General features: G+C 61.0%; 25 protein-coding genes and 1 tRNA gene. 11 read left to right on the top strand and 15 right to left on the bottom strand.

Going from position 1 to position 20,354, the window contains the following annotated elements:
• The first annotated feature begins 49 nt into the window (after positions 1-49).
• Positions 50-355 (top strand): hypothetical protein, encoded by a 306-nt coding sequence (locus JQ566_RS26640; protein WP_249139821.1) that lies wholly within the window; start codon positions 50-52, stop codon positions 353-355.
• Positions 356-358: 3 nt separating this feature from the next.
• Here the strand turns inward: JQ566_RS26640 and JQ566_RS26635 are convergent, their stop codons facing one another.
• Complete coding sequence (locus JQ566_RS26635; protein WP_212377917.1) at positions 359-1,162, bottom strand: enoyl-CoA hydratase-related protein; 804 nt, start codon at positions 1,160-1,162, stop codon at positions 359-361.
• A 151-nt stretch (positions 1,163-1,313) separates the two neighbouring features.
• On the opposite strand from JQ566_RS26635, the gene JQ566_RS26630 reads away from it, so the two are divergent.
• The gene (locus JQ566_RS26630; protein WP_212377915.1) at positions 1,314-2,288 is read left to right on the top strand and encodes a ketopantoate reductase family protein; all 975 of its coding nucleotides are present in this window, start codon (positions 1,314-1,316) and stop codon (positions 2,286-2,288) included.
• Between the two features lie 3 nt (positions 2,289-2,291).
• Here the strand turns inward: JQ566_RS26630 and JQ566_RS26625 are convergent, their stop codons facing one another.
• Positions 2,292-2,969 carry an alpha/beta hydrolase family protein gene (locus JQ566_RS26625; RefSeq protein WP_212377913.1) on the bottom strand — a complete coding sequence of 226 codons (678 nt, stop codon included), beginning with the start codon at positions 2,967-2,969 and terminating at the stop codon, positions 2,292-2,294.
• A gap of 126 nt (positions 2,970-3,095) precedes the next feature.
• Here JQ566_RS26625 and JQ566_RS26620 point away from each other — a divergent pair, with 126 nt between their 5' ends.
• Positions 3,096-4,241: an acyl-CoA dehydrogenase family protein gene (locus JQ566_RS26620; RefSeq protein ID WP_212377911.1), complete on the top strand. Its 1,146-nt coding sequence runs from the start codon at positions 3,096-3,098 to the stop codon at positions 4,239-4,241.
• Between the two features lie 269 nt (positions 4,242-4,510).
• Here JQ566_RS26620 and JQ566_RS26615 read toward each other — a convergent pair whose 3' ends face one another.
• Entirely contained in the window at positions 4,511-5,491 is a 981-nt protein-coding gene (locus tag JQ566_RS26615) for a helix-turn-helix domain-containing protein (protein ID WP_212377909.1), read from the bottom strand.
• 140 nt (positions 5,492-5,631) lie between these two features.
• Here JQ566_RS26615 and JQ566_RS26610 point away from each other — a divergent pair, with 140 nt between their 5' ends.
• Positions 5,632-6,357, top strand: a complete 726-nt coding sequence (locus tag JQ566_RS26610; RefSeq protein ID WP_212377907.1) for an alpha/beta hydrolase — start codon at positions 5,632-5,634, stop codon at positions 6,355-6,357.
• Positions 6,358-6,395: 38 nt separating this feature from the next.
• Here the strand turns inward: JQ566_RS26610 and JQ566_RS26605 are convergent, their stop codons facing one another.
• Positions 6,396-7,280 carry a LysR family transcriptional regulator gene (locus tag JQ566_RS26605; RefSeq protein ID WP_212377905.1) on the bottom strand — a complete coding sequence of 295 codons (885 nt, stop codon included), beginning with the start codon at positions 7,278-7,280 and terminating at the stop codon, positions 6,396-6,398.
• 105 nt (positions 7,281-7,385) lie between these two features.
• On the opposite strand from JQ566_RS26605, the gene JQ566_RS26600 reads away from it, so the two are divergent.
• From JQ566_RS26600 to JQ566_RS26590, 3 genes are read left to right on the top strand one after another with little or no spacing between them, the layout of a single operon-like run.
• Positions 7,386-7,814, top strand: a complete 429-nt coding sequence (locus JQ566_RS26600; RefSeq protein WP_349643357.1) for a DoxX family protein — start codon at positions 7,386-7,388, stop codon at positions 7,812-7,814.
• Between the two features lie 20 nt (positions 7,815-7,834).
• Complete coding sequence (locus tag JQ566_RS26595; RefSeq protein WP_212377901.1) at positions 7,835-8,293, top strand: DsrE family protein; 459 nt, start codon at positions 7,835-7,837, stop codon at positions 8,291-8,293.
• Positions 8,286-8,879 (top strand): TlpA family protein disulfide reductase, encoded by a 594-nt coding sequence (locus JQ566_RS26590; RefSeq protein ID WP_212377898.1) that lies wholly within the window; start codon positions 8,286-8,288, stop codon positions 8,877-8,879. Before JQ566_RS26595 ends, JQ566_RS26590 begins: the two co-directional genes overlap by 8 nt.
• A gap of 7 nt (positions 8,880-8,886) precedes the next feature.
• On the opposite strand, the gene JQ566_RS26585 is transcribed toward JQ566_RS26590, so the two are convergent.
• The 3 genes from JQ566_RS26585 to JQ566_RS26575 form a co-directional block, all read right to left on the bottom strand.
• Positions 8,887-10,026 (bottom strand): amidohydrolase/deacetylase family metallohydrolase, encoded by a 1,140-nt coding sequence (locus tag JQ566_RS26585; RefSeq protein WP_212377896.1) that lies wholly within the window; start codon positions 10,024-10,026, stop codon positions 8,887-8,889.
• A gap of 119 nt (positions 10,027-10,145) precedes the next feature.
• Positions 10,146-10,868 carry a DUF2569 family protein gene (locus JQ566_RS26580; protein WP_212377893.1) on the bottom strand — a complete coding sequence of 241 codons (723 nt, stop codon included), beginning with the start codon at positions 10,866-10,868 and terminating at the stop codon, positions 10,146-10,148.
• A 110-nt stretch (positions 10,869-10,978) separates the two neighbouring features.
• Positions 10,979-11,055 (bottom strand) — tRNA-Arg (locus JQ566_RS26575).
• Positions 11,056-11,320: 265 nt separating this feature from the next.
• Here JQ566_RS26575 and JQ566_RS26570 point away from each other — a divergent pair.
• Positions 11,321-11,509, top strand: a complete 189-nt coding sequence (locus tag JQ566_RS26570; RefSeq protein WP_212377891.1) for a helix-turn-helix transcriptional regulator — start codon at positions 11,321-11,323, stop codon at positions 11,507-11,509.
• Between the two features lie 103 nt (positions 11,510-11,612).
• Here the strand turns inward: JQ566_RS26570 and JQ566_RS26565 are convergent, their stop codons facing one another.
• The 4 genes from JQ566_RS26565 to JQ566_RS26550 all read right to left on the bottom strand — a co-directional run bounded on the left by JQ566_RS26565 (position 11,613) and on the right by JQ566_RS26550 (position 14,719).
• Positions 11,613-11,912, bottom strand: a complete 300-nt coding sequence (locus JQ566_RS26565) for a hypothetical protein (protein WP_212377889.1) — start codon at positions 11,910-11,912, stop codon at positions 11,613-11,615.
• A 370-nt stretch (positions 11,913-12,282) separates the two neighbouring features.
• On the bottom strand, positions 12,283-12,795 hold the full coding sequence (locus JQ566_RS26560) for a hypothetical protein (protein WP_212377887.1): 513 nt from the start codon (positions 12,793-12,795) through the stop codon (positions 12,283-12,285).
• On the bottom strand, positions 12,792-13,145 hold the full coding sequence (locus tag JQ566_RS26555) for a helix-turn-helix domain-containing protein (RefSeq protein ID WP_212377885.1): 354 nt from the start codon (positions 13,143-13,145) through the stop codon (positions 12,792-12,794). The genes JQ566_RS26560 and JQ566_RS26555 overlap by 4 nt, the downstream gene beginning before the upstream one ends.
• Before the next feature lie 254 nt (positions 13,146-13,399).
• Complete coding sequence (locus JQ566_RS26550) at positions 13,400-14,719, bottom strand: hypothetical protein (RefSeq protein WP_212377883.1); 1,320 nt, start codon at positions 14,717-14,719, stop codon at positions 13,400-13,402.
• 236 nt (positions 14,720-14,955) lie between these two features.
• Here JQ566_RS26550 and JQ566_RS26545 point away from each other — a divergent pair, with 236 nt between their 5' ends.
• Positions 14,956-15,177 carry a helix-turn-helix domain-containing protein gene (locus tag JQ566_RS26545; protein WP_212377881.1) on the top strand — a complete coding sequence of 74 codons (222 nt, stop codon included), beginning with the start codon at positions 14,956-14,958 and terminating at the stop codon, positions 15,175-15,177.
• Between the two features lie 7 nt (positions 15,178-15,184).
• The gene (locus JQ566_RS26540) at positions 15,185-16,351 is read left to right on the top strand and encodes a tyrosine-type recombinase/integrase (RefSeq protein WP_249139819.1); all 1,167 of its coding nucleotides are present in this window, start codon (positions 15,185-15,187) and stop codon (positions 16,349-16,351) included.
• A 567-nt stretch (positions 16,352-16,918) separates the two neighbouring features.
• Here the strand turns inward: JQ566_RS26540 and JQ566_RS26535 are convergent.
• Positions 16,919-17,257, bottom strand: coding sequence for a DUF3768 domain-containing protein (locus JQ566_RS26535; protein WP_212377877.1), 339 nt, complete (start codon positions 17,255-17,257; stop codon positions 16,919-16,921).
• A 9-nt stretch (positions 17,258-17,266) separates the two neighbouring features.
• Entirely contained in the window at positions 17,267-17,503 is a 237-nt protein-coding gene (locus tag JQ566_RS26530) for an SH2 domain-containing protein (protein WP_212377876.1), read from the bottom strand.
• Between the two features lie 240 nt (positions 17,504-17,743).
• Here JQ566_RS26530 and JQ566_RS26525 point away from each other — a divergent pair, with 240 nt between their 5' ends.
• Positions 17,744-19,000, top strand: a complete 1,257-nt coding sequence (locus JQ566_RS26525) for a type IV secretory system conjugative DNA transfer family protein (RefSeq protein ID WP_212377874.1) — start codon at positions 17,744-17,746, stop codon at positions 18,998-19,000.
• A 78-nt stretch (positions 19,001-19,078) separates the two neighbouring features.
• Here JQ566_RS26525 and JQ566_RS26520 read toward each other — a convergent pair whose 3' ends face one another.
• Both JQ566_RS26520 and JQ566_RS26515 read right to left on the bottom strand, forming a co-directional pair.
• A complete protein-coding gene (locus JQ566_RS26520; protein WP_212377872.1) occupies positions 19,079-19,261 on the bottom strand; it encodes a hypothetical protein in 183 nt (60 codons plus the stop codon).
• A 5-nt stretch (positions 19,262-19,266) separates the two neighbouring features.
• Complete coding sequence (locus JQ566_RS26515) at positions 19,267-20,325, bottom strand: hypothetical protein (RefSeq protein WP_212377870.1); 1,059 nt, start codon at positions 20,323-20,325, stop codon at positions 19,267-19,269.
• Positions 20,326-20,354 lie beyond the last annotated feature (29 nt).

The following is a 20,354-nucleotide window of genomic DNA, read 5'->3' as shown; positions in this document are numbered from 1 at the left end:
GAACTGGATCACGACTTAGCCGGCGGTCCTCATGCCCGCAAGATCGCGGTTGCTCGCCATCGGTGAACCTGAGACAACGGCGGCCATGAATTCGATCACCGTCAGATACTGCTTCGCCGCTCTTATTGCCCTCGCCCTCTCGGCTCCCGCCGCGGCCCTGGAGCAAAACTGCCGCTTCATCCAGGCCAAGCCCGATCGCGAGGCCTGCTACAAGCGGCAGGAGGAAGAGCTGGCGACGAAGCGCAAGCCGGCCGCGCCGACCGACGAGGGCAAGACATTCGAAACGTTGCGCCAGCTGCGGCAGGAGGACGACGCCGTCTATCGCAGCATCAACAACATCTGTCGCGGCTGCTGAAGCCTAACCTTTGCCGCCGCCCCACCTCGCCGCACGCTTCTCTGCGAACGACGCCAGTCCTTCCGCGGCCTCCGCGCTCTGGCGCTTGAGCGAATGCAGCTGCACGAGCCGCTTGTAGGCGGCATCGTCCACCGCCATGCCGCCGAACGAGCTCTCCAGCGCGAGCTTCTTGGTCTCGGCCATCGCCTCGGGTCCGTTGGCGAGCAGCTGCTCGACCACCTTGGCTCCTGCGGCCTCAAGCTCGGCGAGCGGCACCACGTCGTGGACGAGGCCGATGCGGCGGGCGTCCTCGGCACCGAAGCGCTCGCCGGTGAGCGCGTAACGGCGGACTTGGCGGACACCGATGGCATCGCAGAGCTGCGGGATGATGATCGCCGCGGTCAGCCCCCAGCGCACCTCGGTGATGGAGAACAGGGCGTTGTCCGCGGCAATCACGACGTCACAGGCCGCGATCACGCCGGTGCCGCCGCCGAAGCAGCCGCCCTGCACCAACGCGACCGTCGGGACGGCCACGGTGTTGAGCCGCTGCACGACTTCGAACGTCGCCCGCGACGCCGCCTCGTTCGCTTCAGCCGATTGCGGCCGCACGCCGTTGATCCATTTGAGATCGGCCCCGGCCTGGAAATGCTTGCCGTTGCCCTTGAGAACGACGACCCGCAGGTTCGGCTTCTTAGCCAGCTCGTCCATGGCCGCGAGCAAGCCTGCGATCAGCGCGCCGTCATAGGCGTTGTTCACCTCCGGCCGGTTCAACGTGACGGTCGCAACCCCGCGTTCATCCAGGGTCCACAGGACAGGGCTGGCAGTCATCGGCGATCCTCCGGTTGTTTGCCACGCACTATGGCCGAGGCAACGCATCCCGATCCATATCTTTCCGGCGTAGGGCGGCCGCGTCCATCGCATGGCGGCTTGTGTCATGCTGCCGCCGGACCGCACCAACGGATAGATACGGGATACCATCATGCGCATCTGCATTTTCGGCGCGGGCGCCGTCGGCAGCCATATTGCGGTACGGCTGGCGCGTGCCGGCCATGAGGTCAGTTGCGTGATGCGGGGGGCGCATCTGGAGGCGGCTCGCGCCAATGGTCTCAAGCTGCGCGTCGGCGATTCCGAGGTCGGCGCCAAGGTGAACGCGTCAGGCGATCCGGCCCAGCTCGGCCCGCAGGACGTCGTGATCTCGACGCTGAAGGCGACCGCGCTTCAGGGGCTGGTCTCCAGCATCAAGCCGCTGCTCCAGGACGACACCGCGATCGTGTTCGCCCAGAACGGCATTCCCTGGTGGTACGGTATCGGCCTGCCGCCGCGCCACCCGACACCGCCCGATATTTCATTCCTCGACCCCGGCGGGCGCCTGCGCGCCTGCATCCCGAAGGAGCGGATCATCGGCGGCGTCATCTTCTCCTCCAACGAGGTGACTGCGCCCGGTGTCGTGCAGAACCTGACGCCGGACCGCAATCGCCTCCTGATCGGCGAATGCGACGACCGCAATTGCGAGCGCATCACCAGGCTGCGCGGCGTCTTCAACGATGCCCGGCTGGAATCGCCGCCGATCGCCGAGATCCGCGAGGCGATCTGGTCAAAGCTGCTGACCAACATGTCGCTCTCGGTGCTGTGTCTGCTCACCGGCCAGACCGCGCGCGGCGTGCGCGACGACCCCGCCTTCGCGGAGGTGATTCCGCGCATGCTGAACGAGGCCAACGAGATCGCCCAGCACTTCATTCCCGAGGTCAAGCGCGTCACCCGCAGCGGCCCTGCCCCCAACCACAAGCCGTCGCTGCTGCAGGACTACGAGCTCGGCCGCGCCATGGAGATCGACGTGCTGGTGAAGGCGCCCCAAGCCTTCGCGCGCACCGCCGGCCTGTCGACACCGACACTCGACCTGATCGCCGCGCTCGCGATCCAGAAGGCGCGCGACAAGGGGCTTTATTCCGCCTGAACGTCAGGCGAGCGCATCGATCCAGGCCGCGAGGGCGTCCAGGACCTCGGTGAGCGCCTCGTCATTGCTACGGCCGGACTTCTTCAGCACCGCGAAAGAGTGATCCCCTCCCTCGATTTCATGCAACGTCGCCTTCGGGCCGAGCTTCTCGACGACAGGCTTGAGGTAGCTCAGATCGGCAAGCCCGTCGCGCGTGCCTTGCAGGAACAGCATGGGGATTGCGATGCCGGCGAGATGCTCGGCGCGCTCGCTCGACGGCTTCTTGGCGGCATGCAGGGGAAAGCCGAGGAAGGCGAGGCCTTTGACATCGGGCAGCGATGCTTTCGACTGCGCCTGCGAGGTCATGCGTCCGCCGAACGACTTTCCGCCGGCGACGAGCTTGAGACCGGGACAGAGCCGCGCCGCCTCCGTGACCGCCGCGCGGACGCTCGCGTGCGCGATTGCGGGCGGGTCGGGACGTCCCTTCTTCTCTTCCATGTAAGGAAAATTGAAGCGGAACGTCGCGATGCCGCGCTCGGCAAGGCCAGCTGCGGCCTTCTCCATGAAGGAATGCCGCATGTCCGCACCGGCGCCGTGCGCGAGGACGTAGCAGCCGCGCGCATGGTCCGGCCGCGTCAGCATCGCCGACACCGTCCCGATGCGCTCGATGTCGAGCTTGAGCTCTTGAGCTTTGGTCGCCACAATCAGCCATCCCGACAGACGCTGTTACGGCCGCCTTGGTAGCGTCCCCGGCGCAGCCTGAAAACACAATAATTGCCGCGGCGGACTGGCCTACCAAGCCGGAACGCCGCACCAACCGAGGTAATCATGTCCTACCGCTCCTCCTGGATGACCGAAGAGCTCGAAATCTTCCGCGACCAGTTCCGGAAATATCTCGCCAAGGACCTGGCGCCGCATGCCGAGAAATGGCGCGAGCAGAAGATGGTCGACCGCTTCGCCTGGCGCGGGCTCGGCGAGATGGGCGCGCTGCTGGCGAGCGTGCCGGAGGAATATGGCGGGCTGGGTGCGACCTTCGCCTATGATGCCGCCGTGCTGGACGATCTCGAAAGCACGGTGCCGGAGCTGACCACCGGCGTCTCCGTGCACAGCGCCATCGTCGCCCACTACATCCTCAATTACGGCTCGGAGGAGCAGAAGAAGCGCTGGCTGCCGAAGATGGCATCGGGCGAGATGGTCGGCGCCATCGCCATGACCGAGCCCGGCACCGGCTCGGACCTGCAAGCCGTGAAAACCACGGCCAAGAAACAGGGCAATTCCTACGTCATCAACGGCCAGAAGACGTTCATCACCAACGGCCAGGCCGCCGATCTCGTCATCGTGGTCGCCCGCACCGGCGAGGCCGGCGCCAAGGGCATTTCGCTGATCGTGGTCGAGACCGCGGGCGCGGATGGCTACAAGCGCGGGCGCAACCTCGACAAGATCGGCCTGCACGCCTCCGACACCTCGGAACTGTTCTTCGACAGTGTGACGGTGCCGCCGGAAAACCTGCTCGGCAAGGAAGAAGGCCAGGGTTTTGTCCAGCTGATGCAGCAATTGCCGCAGGAACGCCTCGCGCTCGCGGTCGGAGCCGTCGCCGCGATGGAGCGCGCGGTCAAGCTCACCATCGATTACACCAAGGAGCGCAAGGCGTTCGGCAAGCCGCTGATGGATTTCCAGAACACCGCCTTCACGCTGGCCGAGCGCAAGACCGAGGCGATGATCGCGCGCGTCTTCGTGGACTGGTGCATCGAGCGCTTGATAGCAAAGGACCTCGACACCGTGACGGCCTCGATGGCGAAATACTGGTGCTCGGACAAGCAGGTCGAGACCGCCGACGAATGCCTGCAGCTGTTCGGCGGCTACGGCTACATGCAGGAATACCCGATCTCGCGCATCTTCATCGATTCCCGCATCCAGAAGATCTATGGCGGTACCAACGAGATCATGAAGCTGCTGATCGCGAGGTCGCTGTAATCAGGTCGCTGTCGGGGAGGGGCACGCACGCTTGCACAGCAATCCCAACTCGTCGTCCCGGACAAGCGAAGCGGAGCGGAGCGCCGATCCGGGACCCATAACCACAGGGAGAAGTTGTGACGAAGACTCGGAGTTACGACTTCGCGTGACAACTAGATCCTGTGGTTATGGGTCCCGGATCTGCGCGCGCTTGAGGCGCGCTTGTCCGGGACGACGAGCGGAGATCGGGGCTACGGCGTTGCCACAAGCGGCCCGCACGCAAACTCCCCTCACCGCCCGCGCCAGTCGCGCGGCCGGCAGCCGAAGCGCTGCTTGAAGCGCCGCGTGAAGTGGGAGAGATCCGAGAAACCCCAGTCGAACGCGATGGCGCCGATCGTACGGTCCGCCATCGCAGCATCCCTGAGATCCCTTGCCGCGCCGTCGAGCCGATGGTCGATGACGTAATCGGTGAAGCTGGAGCCTGATCGTGCGAGCAGTTTATGCACGTAGCGCTCGCTGATGCCGACGGCGCCGGCGACGTCCGCGACCGCAAGACCGGGCTCGCGGAGCCGCCGGTGAATGGCACGCTTCAACGCCAGCGTGGTTGCGTCGGCAAGACGCTCGGACTCCGCAGCGCCTGCCCGGCTGCGCCGCGACAGGCTCACGGCGACCAGTTCGATCAACGCCCGGAGCAGCCGCACGCCCTCATCCTCGGTCATGCGCAGCGCTCCCTCGCTGAGGGCGCGCGCCGTCTCGACGATGAGATGGCCAACATAGGGGTCATCGGAGACGCGCGCCGCAGCGACGTCGAACGAGGCGGGCAGCCGTTCGCGCAGGGCCTCTGCCGGCACCCAGAACGAGGCAACGCGCAACTGTGGACCACGATCGTGCAGGAGGGCGAACTGCCGATCGCTGTCGAAGATGCCGACCTGTCCGGGTGACAGGCTGATCTCGCGATCCCCTTGCAGGATGCGACAGCGGCCGGAGAGCTTCAGGTTGAGGTAGAAGCAGCTGCGGTCGGATGCAGCAATGTCGGCCGCAGAGCGCCGCACCACGTGTTCGGGAAAGCTGACGCGGTTGATCGCAGCATCGCCGAGGCGGACGTGCTCGACGCTGGCCGGAAAGCCGGCTGCGGCCGCCGGCTCCGGCGTCAGGTTCATGAAGGCCTGACAGATCGCCTCGCGATAATAGGCGAATTGCTCGTCCGGCCGCACGCCCACGGTATTCCAGGCCGATTGGCGTGGCGGAACGGCGCGCTCGATCTGCTGCATCGGTTCACTCCGAGACCAATCCGGTTCACTTCCAGCCAAGCGGCCAATCAGTCGCCGGTCCACAATTGACGCGCGGCGGCACCGCACCGGCCAAAGCGGCGCGGCCTCAATCTAACCACACCCTTGGGAGGAGCCACAACATGTCGACCTACGTTCTCGTTCATGGCGCCTGGCACACCGGTGCCGAGTTCGAGCCGGTCGCCGCGCCGATCCGCGCAGCCGGCCATCAGGTCCATACCCCCACCATCAAGGGCAACCGTCCGGGCGATGCCAAGACGACCGGCCTGAAGGAAGCGATCCAGTCGATCGCCGACTATTTTGCGGAGAACGATCTGAAGGACGTCATCCTGCTCGGCCATTCCTATGGCGGCATGGTCATCACGGGGGTCGCCGACCTCGTGCCGGAGCGCATCCGCCGCCTGGTCTATTGGAATGCTTTCGTGCCCAACAATGGCGAGTGCCTCAACGACATGGTGCCGCCGCACTATATCGGACTGTTCGACGCCATCGCGGCCGAGCGCGGCGACGGCTCGGTGGTGCTGCCCTTCCCGATCTGGCGCGAGGCCTTCATCAACGATGCCGATCTGGAGACGGCGCAGCGCGCTTATGACGTGCTCAATCCGCATCCGCTGGCGACCTTCACCGACAAGATCGTGCTCAAGGCCAATCCAGCCGAGATGCCGCTGGCCAAATCCTACATCAACTGCACCGAAGACACCGCGCTGCCGCACAGCTATGGCTGGCATCCGCGCCTGTCGGAGAAGCTCGGCCTGTTCCGCCTGGTGCAGGTCGCGGGAAGCCACGAGCTGTGCTTCTCCGATCCGGCGCGCCTCGCCAAGGCGATCATGGTGGCGGGACGCGACTGACAGCCGCCACGCCGCTGATCTCGCGGTGCCGCACGCGGCTACCTCATCCGCTTGTCGGCGGCGACGAAGTCGATGAAGGTCCTCACCTTCGCGGACAGATATTTGCGGCTGGGATAGACCGCGAGCAGTCGTCCCTCGAAGATGACTTCGTCGGGCAGGACGTGGACGAGACGTCCGCTGGCGATGTCCTCGGTGACCAGCCATTTCGGCAGGAAGGCGAAGCCCATGCCTTCCAGCGCCGCCATGTGCAGCAGCGTCTCGTTGCCGCTGCGCAGCACCGGATTGAGCTTGACGGTCTCGACCGTGCCGTTCGTGTTGAGCGAGAAGCTCTCGCCCGGATAAAGCGCGTAGTGCAACAGGGGCTGGCCGGAGAGATCGGCGAATGTCTTCGGTCGGCCCGCGCGTTTGAGAAAGGCCGGGGTGGCCACCAGGTGGAACGGGACGCTGGTGATCGGGCGCGCGATCAGCGCCTCATCAGGTGCGCCCGTCGCGCGCAAGGCCAGATCAAAACCCTCCTCGACCAGATTGACGAGGCGCCCGCTGAGATCGACGTCGAGCCGCACCTCCGGATATCGAGCCTGGTAGTCCGCGAGCACGCCCGCGAAGATCGCGTTCGCCATCCACACCGGCGCGGTCAGCCGCAGCGTGCCGCGCGGAACGACGGTCGCCTTGCTGACGGCGGCCTCGACCTCGTCGAGCGAATCCAGCATCTGCCGGGCCTGCTCGAAATAGAGCGTGCCGCTCTCGCTCAGACTGACGCGCCGGCTGGTCCGGTTGAGCAGCCGCGTGCCCAGCCGCTTCTCGAGCTGCATCACATGCTTGCTCGCCATGGCGGGGGAGATGCGCAGGCGCTGCGCCGCGGCGGCAAAGCTCTTCAGCTCGGCAACCAGACAAAACACCCTCATGCTGACCAGGGTATCCATGAGATCATCAACATCCAGGAAATGAATCTATCCCGGAACATATAATGATCAAAAATGGAGAAACCATCAAATGGTGGGAACCCCCTCACTGTTTGGAGAACCACCGTGTCCACAACCACCTTCGAGACCGCCACCCCGGGTCGGGCCCTTCGCATCGGCCTCTGGGCCGCCCAAATCGTCCTCGCCTTCGTCTTCATCGCGGCGGGGTACGTCAAGCTGACCACGCCGATTCCCCAGCTGGCCGCAATGATGCCGTGGGCGGGCCAGTATTCCGAGACGTTCGTCCGATCCATCGCGCTGGTCGACCTCGCCGGCGGCATCGGCATCCTGCTGCCGGCCCTGACGCGGATCCTGCCGCGGCTGACGGTGCTCGCCGCGCTCGGCTGCGCGGTGCTGCAGGTGATTGCGCTCCTCTTCCATCTCTCGCGCGGCGAGGCAGCGGTGACGCCGCTCAATGTCGTCCTGCTCGCGCTCGCCCTGTTCGTGCTGTGGGGACGCAACAACAAGGCACCGATCGCGCCGCGGCAGTTCTGACCGGTAGGAGCGCCGTCGCCATGATCTCCGCCAACGGATGGTCCCGCAGGGGCCTGCTCGCCGGCACCGCGATCCTCACGGCCGGCGGCGCCGCGGCCAAGGAGGATCGCCTCACTGACGGCGTCGTGATCCTGATCGACAGCAACGAGCCCTATGTCATGGGTCACGCGATCAGCTACTCGGCCAACCTGTCCAAGCATTTTGCCGACAGGGGCGCGCGGCTGCTGATCGAGGTCGTCGCCAACGGCAAGGGCATCGACGTCTTCCGCGCCGACAAGACGCCGCTGGTCGGGCCGCTCGCGACACTGCGGCAGTCGCTGCCCAATCTCACCTACAGCATGTGCGCCTCGTCAAAGGCGATCGCGGAAGCCAAGGAGCAGATCTCGATCCCGCTGATCTCAGGCGCGAGTCTCGTCCCGTTCGGCATCGGCCGCGTCGTCGATCTGCAACTGAAGGGCTGGGCCTATATCCATGCGTGACGAAGCGAGCGAAGGCGTTACGCTGTCGCGGCGATCGATCCTGATCGCCGCGGCAGCCTCTCTCGCTGTCCCGCATGCGAGCGGCGCGCAGGACAGCTGGCCGCCGGTGTTCGAGGCCGGCCGCAGCCAGTTCACACTGGTGCGGCCGCGCGTAGCGATGCCACAGCTCAGGCTTCAGGACCTGCACGGCAGGGATACCGTCGTGACGGCAAAGCCGGGCCGCGTCACCTTGGTGAACTTCTGGGCGACCTGGTGCGCGGCCTGCAAGCTCGATCTGCCGATGCTCGCAAGCCTTGCCGCCTCGCGGCCCGATCGGCTCGATATCGTCGCGATCTGCACGGACACCAAAGACCTGCGCAAGATCCGCGCATTTCTCGGCGGCCTCGCCGTGCAGAACCTCGCCTGCTATGTCGATGCCTATGGCGCAGCGGCCCGGGCATCCACCGAGATGTTTTCAAACGTCGGAATGCCCATCACCTATCTCGTCGGGACAGATGGACGCGTCGAGGGATACATCGCCGGCGCGCCCGACTGGCTCTCACCGGCGGGCGCGCGGCTGCTGCAATTCTATCGCGAGCGGGATTAGCGCCGCGTCAATTCGGATGCCACCAGCGGCCGCCGATGACGACGCCCTCCGAGACGATCTTGCGATTCCCCGTCAGGTGCTCGCCGACGACGTCCTCATAGTCGAACTGGCCTTGCCTCACCGAAATCAGCGTGGCGTCGCCGACGCTGCCCGGCTTGAGGCTGCCGAGTTCGGGGCGCCGCAGCGCCATCGCCGCATTCACCGTCGATGCCGCGATCACATCCGGCAGCTCCATGCCCATGCACAGGAACTTCGACATGGTCGTGACCTGGTCGTAGGCCGGGCCGTCGATGCAGAGCTGGTGGATGTCGGAGGAGATGGTGTCCGGATAGAAGCCGTTGGCGAGCATGGCGCGCGCGGTCTTGAACGCAAAAGAGCCCTTGCCGTGGCCGATATCGAACAGCACGCCGCGCTCGCGCGCGTCCAGCACCGCCTTCTTCACCGTGCCCTGCGCGGTCGCCGGCGTGTTGGGGAAGGGACGGAACGCGTGGGTGAGCACGTCGCCGGGGCGGAGGCGGGCGAGCACGTCCTCATAGCTCGGCGGCGGATGGTCGATATGCGCCATCAGCGGCATGCCGACCTCGTTGGCGACCTCGAGCGCGATGTCGAGCGGCACGACCCCTGACGTACCGGAAGAATGCAGGCCCACGCGCACCTTGATGCCGACGATGAGATCGCGGTTGGCATCGGCCACCTTGGCCGCCTCGATCGGATTCATCAGCCGCAGCTCCTCGCTTTCGCCGACCATGATCCGGTGCGAGAAGCCGAAGATGCCGGCATGCGAGACGTGCAGATAGGCGAGAATACGGACCTGGCTCGGCTCGATCACATGCTTGCGGAAGCCGGCGAAGTTTCCGGGACCCGCGCTGCCGGTGTCGACGGAGGTGGTGACGCCGGAGGTGCGGCAGAATTCCTCGGCATCGATGCCGAGCGAGGTGCCGCCCCAATAGACATGGGTGTGCAGATCGATCAGCCCCGGCGTGACGATGAACCGCGAGACGTCGCGCACATCGGTGCCCGGATCGGCCTTGAGCCCGCTGCCGATCGCCGCGACCTTCCCGCCGGCAAAGGCGACATCGGTCACGGCATCGAGCTTCTGGGACGGGTCGATCACCCGCCCCCCGCGCAGGATCAAGTCGAAAGGCATTGTGGTCTCCGGATGGGGCAAGCATGGACAAAGCTGGAAGGCACGCTTCCAGCCCGGCCGTTTTTGTTAGCAATTTTCACGCCGCCAAAGCAAATCGGGCGCGCCGTGTTTGTTGGAGCTTAGTTCGTGAACGTATTCGCGACTCTGCGAGAGCGAAGCACGTACGATATCCAAACTGCGGCACCGATCGCACCGACAACGAAACGTGCGATCTGCAATGGTGACACGAGGAAAAAATCGCCGAATGGACGGTTTAGGCCCACGGAAAAGATTAATGCGACCCAAAACAGATCGATCAGCGGCATCAGCACCACACAGATCGTCTGCACGATGAAGAAGGCTGGAAATCTGCGGGAATGCATGAACAGGAGCACCGCCGTCCAGATTGCGAGGCCGATCAGCGCAACGTTCATCGCAATCTCGCCCCAAAATACGATCGAATATTGCGTCCACATGTCGGCGCTGATCGACTGCACATATTGCGCAGCACTGACGACCAGCCGCACGATACCGATCATCTGACCGAAGGCCAGAAGCCCGAGCCAACCACTGATGCCGATCATTTCAGGCTCGACGTTCTTGAACGCAGCAGCGTCTTCAGCGGGAATGGCAGGCGCGCGCGTGATCTCAACCGGCGATGATGCCGGGGCCGGCGGCGGCGATTGAAGAAGCTGCTGCGCGATCTCGTACACCTCCCCGGCCGGCTTCCATTGCTCGAAGCCGTGCCGCCAGATCAACACACGCCTGGGATCGGCGACATGAGCGAGGATCGTAAGCAGGTCCGAAATCGAGAGCGGACCGCGCTTCTGCCCGCCGTCCGCGTAGAACCATAAGTCCGCCATGCAACGTCCCCCTGCACCCGGCGTATTTTAGCCGGCTGCCGGCACACGTCGCGATAGAAAAACGCTTGGAGGGATACCGGCCTTAGGCGCCCGCGCAAACGCTCGGAAAATGGCGATCCCGGGAAGACTCGAACTTCCGACCTACGGTTTAGGAAACCGTCGCTCTATCCGGCTGAGCTACGGGACCGGATTGATTTCATTGAGGAATTTTTGGCTCCTCAATTTTTTGGCTCTTTTTTGGCTCCGCGATTTCGATCTTGGCGATCACCGACTTCATACAAGCTAGATGAGCCGCAAACAACTGGAGACTGCTCTTCCCCAACGCCGGGCGGCAGGCTTTGCAACGCAATGAGCCGCTATGCTCCCGTTGCCTGGTTTTCCATCTGACCCTATGCTCTCCCTCGCCCAGGGCTAACCGGGCGTTGCAACGTCCCTTTCACGAGGGATTTGCAATGACACGGAAGCTAGTCACAAAGAAGGAACTCAAATCGGTCTACGGTGTCCCCTACTGCCCCGCGCACATTGCGCGGCTCGAAGTCGCCGGCCAATTCCCCAAGCGGGTAAAGCTGGGTGCCTGTCGAGTGGCGTGGGTCGCGGAAGAAGTGGAAACGTGGATCGAGGAGAGAATCGGCAACCGCTAAAACATCTTCTTCTGCGAAGGGCAGAGCCCCGGTGTCCAACCCGGGGCTCTTTTGCTGCAAGGCTGATGCGCCCGAAAGACAGTCGGCAATCCGGCGATGAGTTTTAGGCGCCGACGACCTTGGTCAGCTTCCTCGTTATCTGATGCCAACCCGAATGCTGGAATTTTGCTTCGGCAATCGCCTCTCGATCGTAGAGCCCACGCCACGTCTGGCGATGATGCACATTTCCTTCGGCGATAAGCAGCTTCTGCAATGCGAAGACGTACAGGTCCTCAACTGAAGGCGAGCATTTTCGAATGAACGCTTGAGCCTCTCGCCTTACCAGCCCGGCTGCATTGCTCTTGTCGAGCTTCGAAATCTTGATTTCGGTGATTCTATCGAGCCGATTGTCTCTCAATTTCATACGCTACAATTATACCACAAAGCGGAAATTCGGCAAGTTACCGTCCTATCTGCCCTTCTCGATACACTGCCGACACACAAAGCGGTCGCCGACCTGTTTTCCATGACGACGGCAGGCCGCCTTTCCGCAAACATCACAGTTGTCGAAGGAAACATCGCTACAACCTGGATGCTGGCATTTCACAGCCATTGCAAATACCTCCCAAAAATCTTCTCAAACATAGACCGCACTGCAGCGTACTCAGCCGCGCATACTTCAACCATACAGCTGCAACGGGAATCTCAATCCTGTTTATGAAAACGTCAAGTCAGGATCGCAGCGTCTGAACAGTTTCACCGCGCAAAGCAATTCAAGTCAGAACAGTGACCCTTCACGACTTTCCCTTTGCTGATTCAAAATACATCCACGCGAGCGCCGCAGCTTCGAAGATCCCGAGATGCGGATGCTGGTTCTTCCAGGACCTTTGCCGTGCCGGGACGTAGAGGCGCAGCGCAGGCACGTGCTTGCCGATTGTCTCGGCGACGGCCTGCTTGCTCGTCGCGCCAAGCTGCGCAAAGTGAGACAACACTGCATCACGGGTGAATAGATGCGTCGGTATTTTCTCCGACTCCGCAAGCTCTACGATCCAGTAGTGAAGTTCATGGATACGGGCTTTCCGCCGATCACCGCATTGCGGGACGTCCTGCAATACGATGGCATCCGGGCTATACAGCGTCAATAATTCCTTGATCCTCCGGAGGCAGCGCGCATTCTTCTCGGGACCGCGCGCTTCCCGGATTCCCCAATCCACCGGCACAAGCAATCCCTCGAACAGTGCAAACGCAAATCCACGGGTCTGCGGATACAGAGCCAATATATGTTCGTACCGCCTGCGTGAAATCATGCGCGTTCATTGCGCTGCCTCTCGCGCTCGATGGCATCCTCGAAGAGCTCCATTTTTGTTTTTGCCATTTTCGAATTGGAGCCTTGAGTCTTTTCGTACATTTCCCAGACACGCTTCATGACACCACTCTCAACACCATCAAACACGCCGGGGAATAGTTCTGCAGCGCGAGTGCCAAACAGAATGAAACAGCCAATGACGACTTTCACGCTTGGCACGCGCGTCGACTTTTCCAGTTTAGAAATAATGCCGGGGCTTTTGCATCCCAAGAGATTCGCAAGTTCTCGCTGCGAGAGACCCCACCGAAGCCGGTATGAGCGCAAATATGAAAACTTCTTGTTTGAATTCATATTATTTTCGGTCGACTCCAACGGTTGCCGAACATACTCATCTTGGACGATTACACCTTCGCGCAACAGACGTGCGAATATGCCAGATTGGCAATTTCGCACGTCACTGTGCGAACCATTTCCGATGTCCGCATTGTAACGTGCGGGTGGACGTGGGGACGTGGGGACAACGTATTGACATCTCTACAAGCTGCGCTACGCGCCTTTGACGCCTTGGCTTATGCACTCGATACGACGTCCCCACGTCCCCACGTCTACCCGTTCGTTTCCTCGACAAGGACAGCAACGCCATAGCGATGGCAGAGCAGCTCAATCTTCTCACGTTCGCTCATCGGCACCACGTAGACGCCGTGACTTTTGTGAGTACGAATGTTCAGGCGCTTGCGCAGAACGCTGCCAACCCAACGGTTCGTGATCGGCCGGTCGTATTCCTCACCGTACCGTTCCCATAACTCCTCAACGACTTCCTTGAGAGGGAGCACTGGTCGGGTGCAGGCGGTCATGAGCTCATTGAGGATTTCCAAGACCTGTGCTTCGACCAAAAGGCCTCGCTCAGCAACCAGGCCGAATTGTGTGTCCCGCGCCATCGCTCGGAGCTCGGCCCGCAGGCTCTCGTCCGAGACCACAGACAGAAGCGGCAGCAGAATCTGGTTCATGCGCGGCTCCAGTTGCCGATCAATCAGGCTTTCGTCGAGCTTTACCTCCCGCAATCGGTGAAAACGATACAGCAACAGCTTGTTGCGCAGCTCCAGCGCTTCGCTTTGGAATGAGTCCGGCAAGTTTATTGGAATATCCGCACGCAGCTTCCGGGCGCCGGTCTCCTCAGTCAGGAAGCGGCTTTCCAGTCCCCTGTCCTCATAGCTCCCGCGCGCCGCGACGATTTTTGGTCCGAAGACTTGAAACGCCTCCGGATTGAATTCCCGTTGGCGGTTCATCACGGTCCGCAGTACCGGAAGGCCCCGTACGTTGCCATTATTGAGTATCTTCACCAGTTCCGATTTCTCATCACTGAAACGAAAATCCGCCTCGTCGAAGATAAGCGTCCCGCGAAATGCATTCAGGGTATGGAAGATCGGCGACACGGTCGATGCGCCGCTCGCGAAGAACGGCTTGTAGCAAATTGAACCAATCGTGAGCAGCGCCCTGGTCTTGCCGCTCCCGTAATCCCCACGCAGGCGAAGATACGGCAATTCATTGAATGCATCGTATAGCCAGGAGAGCAGGACATAGTATGTTGCGACCTTCTCAAAGACAGGCGAGAGATCAACATATCGGTGAATGAAGGCTGCTATGTCCGAGACGAGCCGCGCGTCGCTTCCATATATAACGGGCTCTGACGGGAGAAGGACGGCGGCATTCTTGATGAGATTGTTCTCCGGCGAGAACGGCGCAAGGCGGGTGGTCGAATTGATATCGATGCCGGCTTTCAGAGTCCACCGACCGGCGCTGTACACCGCGAAGAGTGTCTTTCTGTCTTCGGAGCGATATACCAGCTCCGCAATCGAACCGTCATCGAGAATCGCCGATACGGTCGATACGATCTGCTTCTTCTCCTGGCCTTTCTCGCTCTCCATGTGGCAAGCGTATCGGTGAGCGCGAGCACGCGATAGGAAGGCGATATTGCCCGATCGAGCAATACGCCCGCCTGTTTAACTCCTCGGTGTAGACGTACGCTTGCTGCATGGCTCGCAAGCGGCGCTCTGACTCACCGTCACTATCCTGCTCGAACGAGAACGGCGCGGATAGCTTCCCCCCACCCATGCGGGACTCGCATTTTCGGCGATCTAGAGTCAGTATGGGGCCAGCCCCTGTGCAAACGATCCTTGACAATACATCGACCGGGTCCGGCCCAACGATAGAGCTGCTCACCCTCATTGAAGTCGCCGAGGCGCTCAAGATTTCTGTATCGAGCGTGCGGCGCCTGCAACAGGCGCGGCGCCTCCCCTTCTTCAAGGTCGGCGGAGCTCTGCGCTTCGCCAAAGCCGACATCCTGTCATACCTGCAATCGCGGCGGGTCGGACCGGTCAACTAACACAACTATGGCAGTACGAAGAATTAACAACTCATGGTGGGTCGATTTTCGGTCGGACCACGTGAGGCATAGGAAACGCAGTCCCGAAAATACAAGAAGCGGAGCGCTCGCATATGAAGCTGCGCTCCGGAACAGATTGGCCCGAGGTGAGAACATCGATCGCCCTCAAGAGACCGCTCCGCAAGCTCTCTTGTTCGCGGACTTCGCATGGAAGTGGTTCGATGAGTACGTGATTCCTAACAATAAGTACTCAGAACAACGAATGAAGCGATATATCCTCGGCTCGTCTCTCGTTCCATTTTTCGGAACACTGCGGGTCGATGCGATTACGACGCATCATATCGAACAGTATAAGGCGCATGTGCTCAAGGGCGGCCTTGCGCGGAAGACCGTGAACAACCGGCTGGCAATCTTGGGCAAATGTCTAACGACAGCGTATGAGTGGTACGGCTTTCCAGGACCAGCGCCCAAACGCGCACCGCTGAAATGCCCTCCGGCGCAGACGACCTTCCTCTCGGCCGATGAATGCAGCCTCCTGCTAGCGCATGCAGATGGCGTGATACGTGAAATGATCCTGACCGCACTGCGGACGGGCATGCGACAAGGCGAACTGAAAGGACTCCAGTGGCCCTCGATTAACTGGGAGGCTCGTATCATAACGGTGCGGCATTCAAGATGCGACCGCACGAAGCAATTGGAATCGCCTAAAAATAATCGAGAGCGGCATATTCCGATGGATATCGACATCCAAGAGGTCTTGTTCAAGCGAAAAAGAGCAACAGGATACGTCTTTCTGAATGACGCTCATCAGCCATTCGATGGCCAATGCCTCATCCGCAGATTGAACAAAGTGCGTGACGAAGCGGGACTAAGACGATTCGGGTGGCATACGCTGCGTCATACATTCGCATCGCACCTCGCAATGAAAGGAGCGCCGCTTCATATTGTGCAAGCTCTTCTCGGTCATTCCACAATCACAACGACAATGAGGTATGCGCATGTCGCGCCTTCGGCATTGCGCGCAGCGATTGAGATGCTGAATCCAAAGACAATGCCTGCCGCAATTCTTGGGCAACCAGTGGGCAATGAATGGATTTCGACGCAAAACGAGGAGGCTGCTCAACAATATCTCACGCCAGAAAATGCTTATTCTCCGCGCTATAATCACCAATAACAATGGAACAACGATTGAAACAGTTGCGGAGAGGGAGGGATTCGAAACCGAACACAACCACTTCAACAACTTGCCGAGACAGCGCTGAAAACAAGGATTCTTGGCTTAAGCAAAGAACGACTCGGAAAATCGTGAGAAGCTCAACTGTACTCAGTAGCCAACAAGATTAGCCAGCTTTTATCACTTTGTGGGCAACCCGTGGGCAGCCGATCTTTATCGGCACGCCACGGAAATTACTAGCACAAGGATCAGCACAGGGGCTGTGATAAAGGCAGTACCGCAAGAGCCGCCGATAGGCGGCCTTCGGGATAGTCAGGGTGAACCTCGGGCTGCATTACCGAGGCACACCTTCCCAGAAAAGTGCCCTCGCAATGACGCGAGGGCATGGACAAAAAGAGCAGTCCGAGTTTGCTCCGCACTGACCGGGCATGGCAGCGTTTCCGCCACCTGACAAGCTGTACCGATGGTCCCCGCGACGGCATCCGTGCTTGCTCGGATGACAGTCCGCAGCGCCTAGGCGGGAGGCGGATAGGGTCGACGTCTCAATGGCGTCCCCTTCTTGGCCTGTCAGTATTCGCTGGCAAGCATCAATGTGAGGACGCGCGTCGTCTTCGCCGGGTCGGTGGGGTCTTCCGATCCCAAGTCGCAACGCTCGTCGTAGTAATCAATCTTCCAAAAGAACGTGCGATTGACGAGCTCGAAGCCGCCGAAGTCATGCTCCCCGTGCGGATCGTTGTTCTCCGTGAACCTGTCGAAGGTCGCGACCTCGCATAGCGCCGCAGCCCTGACCATATCGGGAAGTTCGGCTACGCCGGCCGTCATGGTCACGCGTCCGCCGGAAAACGTGCGCCGGAACGCATCGTTTAATTCTCTGATGCAATCGGTTCTGTTGATGGTTTCCGTCATGCCGACCTCCTAGATGAAATCGGCGAGAACCAGCCCGCTCACCATCCGATTGGTATGGCAGGCTTCGCAGTATCCCGCGCGTTGGTCGGGCTCCATCTTCGCCGCGTGCGCGCATTCCATGCAGATGGCAGGCGAAACGCTGTCAGTCATTGAAGCCTGAATCAGGTCCTCGACCGTTTCGAACCCCTCGGCCTCACACAATTCCAAGAGCCGCATGGCCTTCTTGGTAAGAGCAATAGTACTCATTCTCTCCTCCTCGCTAACGGCGCCCGAACCATCTCGGGCACCGGTTCGCAAGGAGGAGGGCTGCGGACGGACCTGGCTGAAATCCGCAGCGCCTCCGTCCCGCTACCGACACCCCGCCACTCTGAGGTGTCGAATTGCAGGACCGAGGCTTCTCTGCGCCAATGTTCGCGTGGGATTGCAAGGGGCGACAGACGTGCGATGTTGCCGAATTGGCACAAACGCACGTCGGATCGACACGGCATGCCCGCCGCTTTGTCCGCTTTGGCAAACGCGCTCGTCTGTCATACCCGCGATGGTCGAGAACAATGGTCGGATATGACCGTCACTCACCTCGGGCGTGTCGATTTTCGCAATGACCCGCGCGTCTTCGGTATCAAAAGCGAAGACCGCTTCTCGCATATCTACATCATCGGAAAAACAGGCACCGGCAAGTCAACGCTGATAGAGAGCATGGCAATCCAGGACCTGGAGCAGGGTAACGGATTTGCCCTCATAGACCCGCACGGGGACCTCGTAGAGCGGGTCGCAGCCCACATTCCCCGGTCCCGCAGGGAGGACGCCATCTACTTCAATGCTCCCGATCCTGCACAACCGTACGGATACAATCCCCTTCGCCAGGTGCGGCCGGAATTCATCACACTTGCGGCTTCGGGCCTGTTGGAGGCGATGAAGAAAATGTGGGCGGACGCTTGGGGCGTGCGCATGGAGCACATTTTGCGCAATGTGCTTCTCGCGCTCCTTGAGCAACCGGATGCGACCCTGCGGGACGTACTCCGGCTCTTTTCAGACAAAGACTATCGCCAGGACGTCGCACAGTCACTGCAAAACGAAACCGTACGCACCTTCCTTGAGAAGGAATTCGAACGGTTCACCTTCGGATATCGCGCGGACGGCATAGCCCCAATCCAAAACAAGATTGGGGCCTTCCTCGCCGATCCTCTCCTCAACCGCATCTTGACGGCGCCGGCCGAAGACCTCCGCATCCGCCGCATTATGGACGAGGGCAAGGCGCTGCTCGTCAATCTGGCGAAGGGCCGACTGGGAGAGGACAGCTCGTCCCTTCTTGGCGCGCTTCTCGTTACAACGATTGGGCTTGCGGCATTCAGCCGAGCGGACATGCCGGCCGCGAACCGGCGACCATTTTTTGTATACGTCGACGAATTCCAGAGCTTCACGACCCTGGCACTCGTCAACATGTTCTCGGAGCTGCGCAAGTACCGTGTCGGCTTCACGGTTGCGCACCAGTATTTGAACCAACTGGACCCGGATATCCGGCATGCGGTGCTCGGTAATGCGGGGACGATTGTATCGTTTCGGGTCGGCGCCGAAGATGCGCCATATATGATGCGCGAATTCCACGAACGTTTTGAGCAGCTCGACCTGCTACAGCTCCCGAACCACCATGCGTATATGAAAGTCATGATTGACGGCATGCCGTCGAGACCATTCAGCGCGGTGACGCTTCCACCGCATTCAGTCGATGAGGCGTCACATTGAAATGTGTTCTATCGGAATTGATGTCGTCTGATACTGCCGACGACGAGATACGGGCCGCATTTGCGCGGCCCGTTCTTCTCAATCCCCTGACGAGCGTTTTTCACAGCTCCGTGCGGTATGCCCCTCTTCGTTGCAGATCGAGCAACGAAGTGTCTTGCGTACTCGCGGCGTAACGCCCAGCAAACTTGAAAGCTCGGCGTCAATCGCTTCGCGTTTTGCGATAAGGTCTTTCACTCGTGTAATTTGAGTGTCGATATCCACGCTCTTCACCTCCTTTCGATAGTTGTAAGTTTTCTGGGTCCGCGTATCCCCTGCCATGGGTCTGTGAAAAGTGTGGGCATGGGAGCGCTCACCAAGAGCGGATCGACGGGCGGGACCGTCTTGAAGAGGAATTGGCTTTTATCCATCGCGCAACGCTGCACAAGATCCATAACGTGCGCCGTCCGCTGCGGGTCAGAGAAAATGCAGAGCACTAAAAGACTCGGCACCTTGAGATGGCTCTCGTAGATTGGCGAGCGGCCCGTCGATATCGCAGAATACGACAGAACTTTGCGCAGCCACGAGGCGCGGGCGAGATTGCGCGATGGCTCAACGTCCTCAGTGCTCCGGTCGTACTCGACGGCGAAGAAAACAAACTCGGGATCGTCGGCCGGAGGATACTGGATACCGAAGATCGCATCGGGTTTGAGATGAATGTCTCTGAGCGTGGCATGGTGTCCCGCCGGGAACATGTGGGACAATTCGGAGATTGGAATGGCGAACGGACTTGACGCGCTCTGTGCCGCAGGCGACGCATTCCTCACGACATCAAGATGCGTAACGAACAGCAGGCCCGGCGTCCTTCTGACACCAATCTCGATTGACGAGACGACGAACGAGAGTGCCGCATCGTGGTCGGAGGGCTCGCGCTCTGCGTCCTCCTGCATGTGGACGATGCGAGTTGCCGCTGACCACCGTAACATCTGCGCATCGCAAAGGCCGTTGCCAATCAATAGACGACCAGCGCCTGGCGCAACACGATAGATGGTCTGGTGGTTGTAGCCGTACCGCCACTGGTATGTCGGACGCGTGAGCAGTTTGCCACTGGCAGGCAATCCTTCTGCCTCGTGAAAAAGCCGTCCAAGCCGCGCGCGGCAATGGTCGCTCGTCACCGATAAGCCGTGGATTGCGTTGTAAAGGCCGACGATCTGGCAAGCAAGAAGCTCGCCGTACCGGACCAGTGGCTCGGCAATGCCTTTTGCATCATGCATCGTCCTGACGACGATCCCAGATGTCTTGCGCGGATTGTTGCGCGGCCGGCGGTGCTGTTTGGTATGGACATCCATACCGGACTACATGCACCGGACTAGAAGAC

It is taken from the genome of Bradyrhizobium sp. SZCCT0231, assembly GCF_018130245.1.
Taxonomy (GTDB): domain Bacteria; phylum Pseudomonadota; class Alphaproteobacteria; order Rhizobiales; family Xanthobacteraceae; genus Bradyrhizobium; species Bradyrhizobium japonicum_F.
The sequence above is the reverse complement of the archived record's forward strand: the minus strand, read 5'-3'. Positions and strand labels throughout refer to the sequence as shown.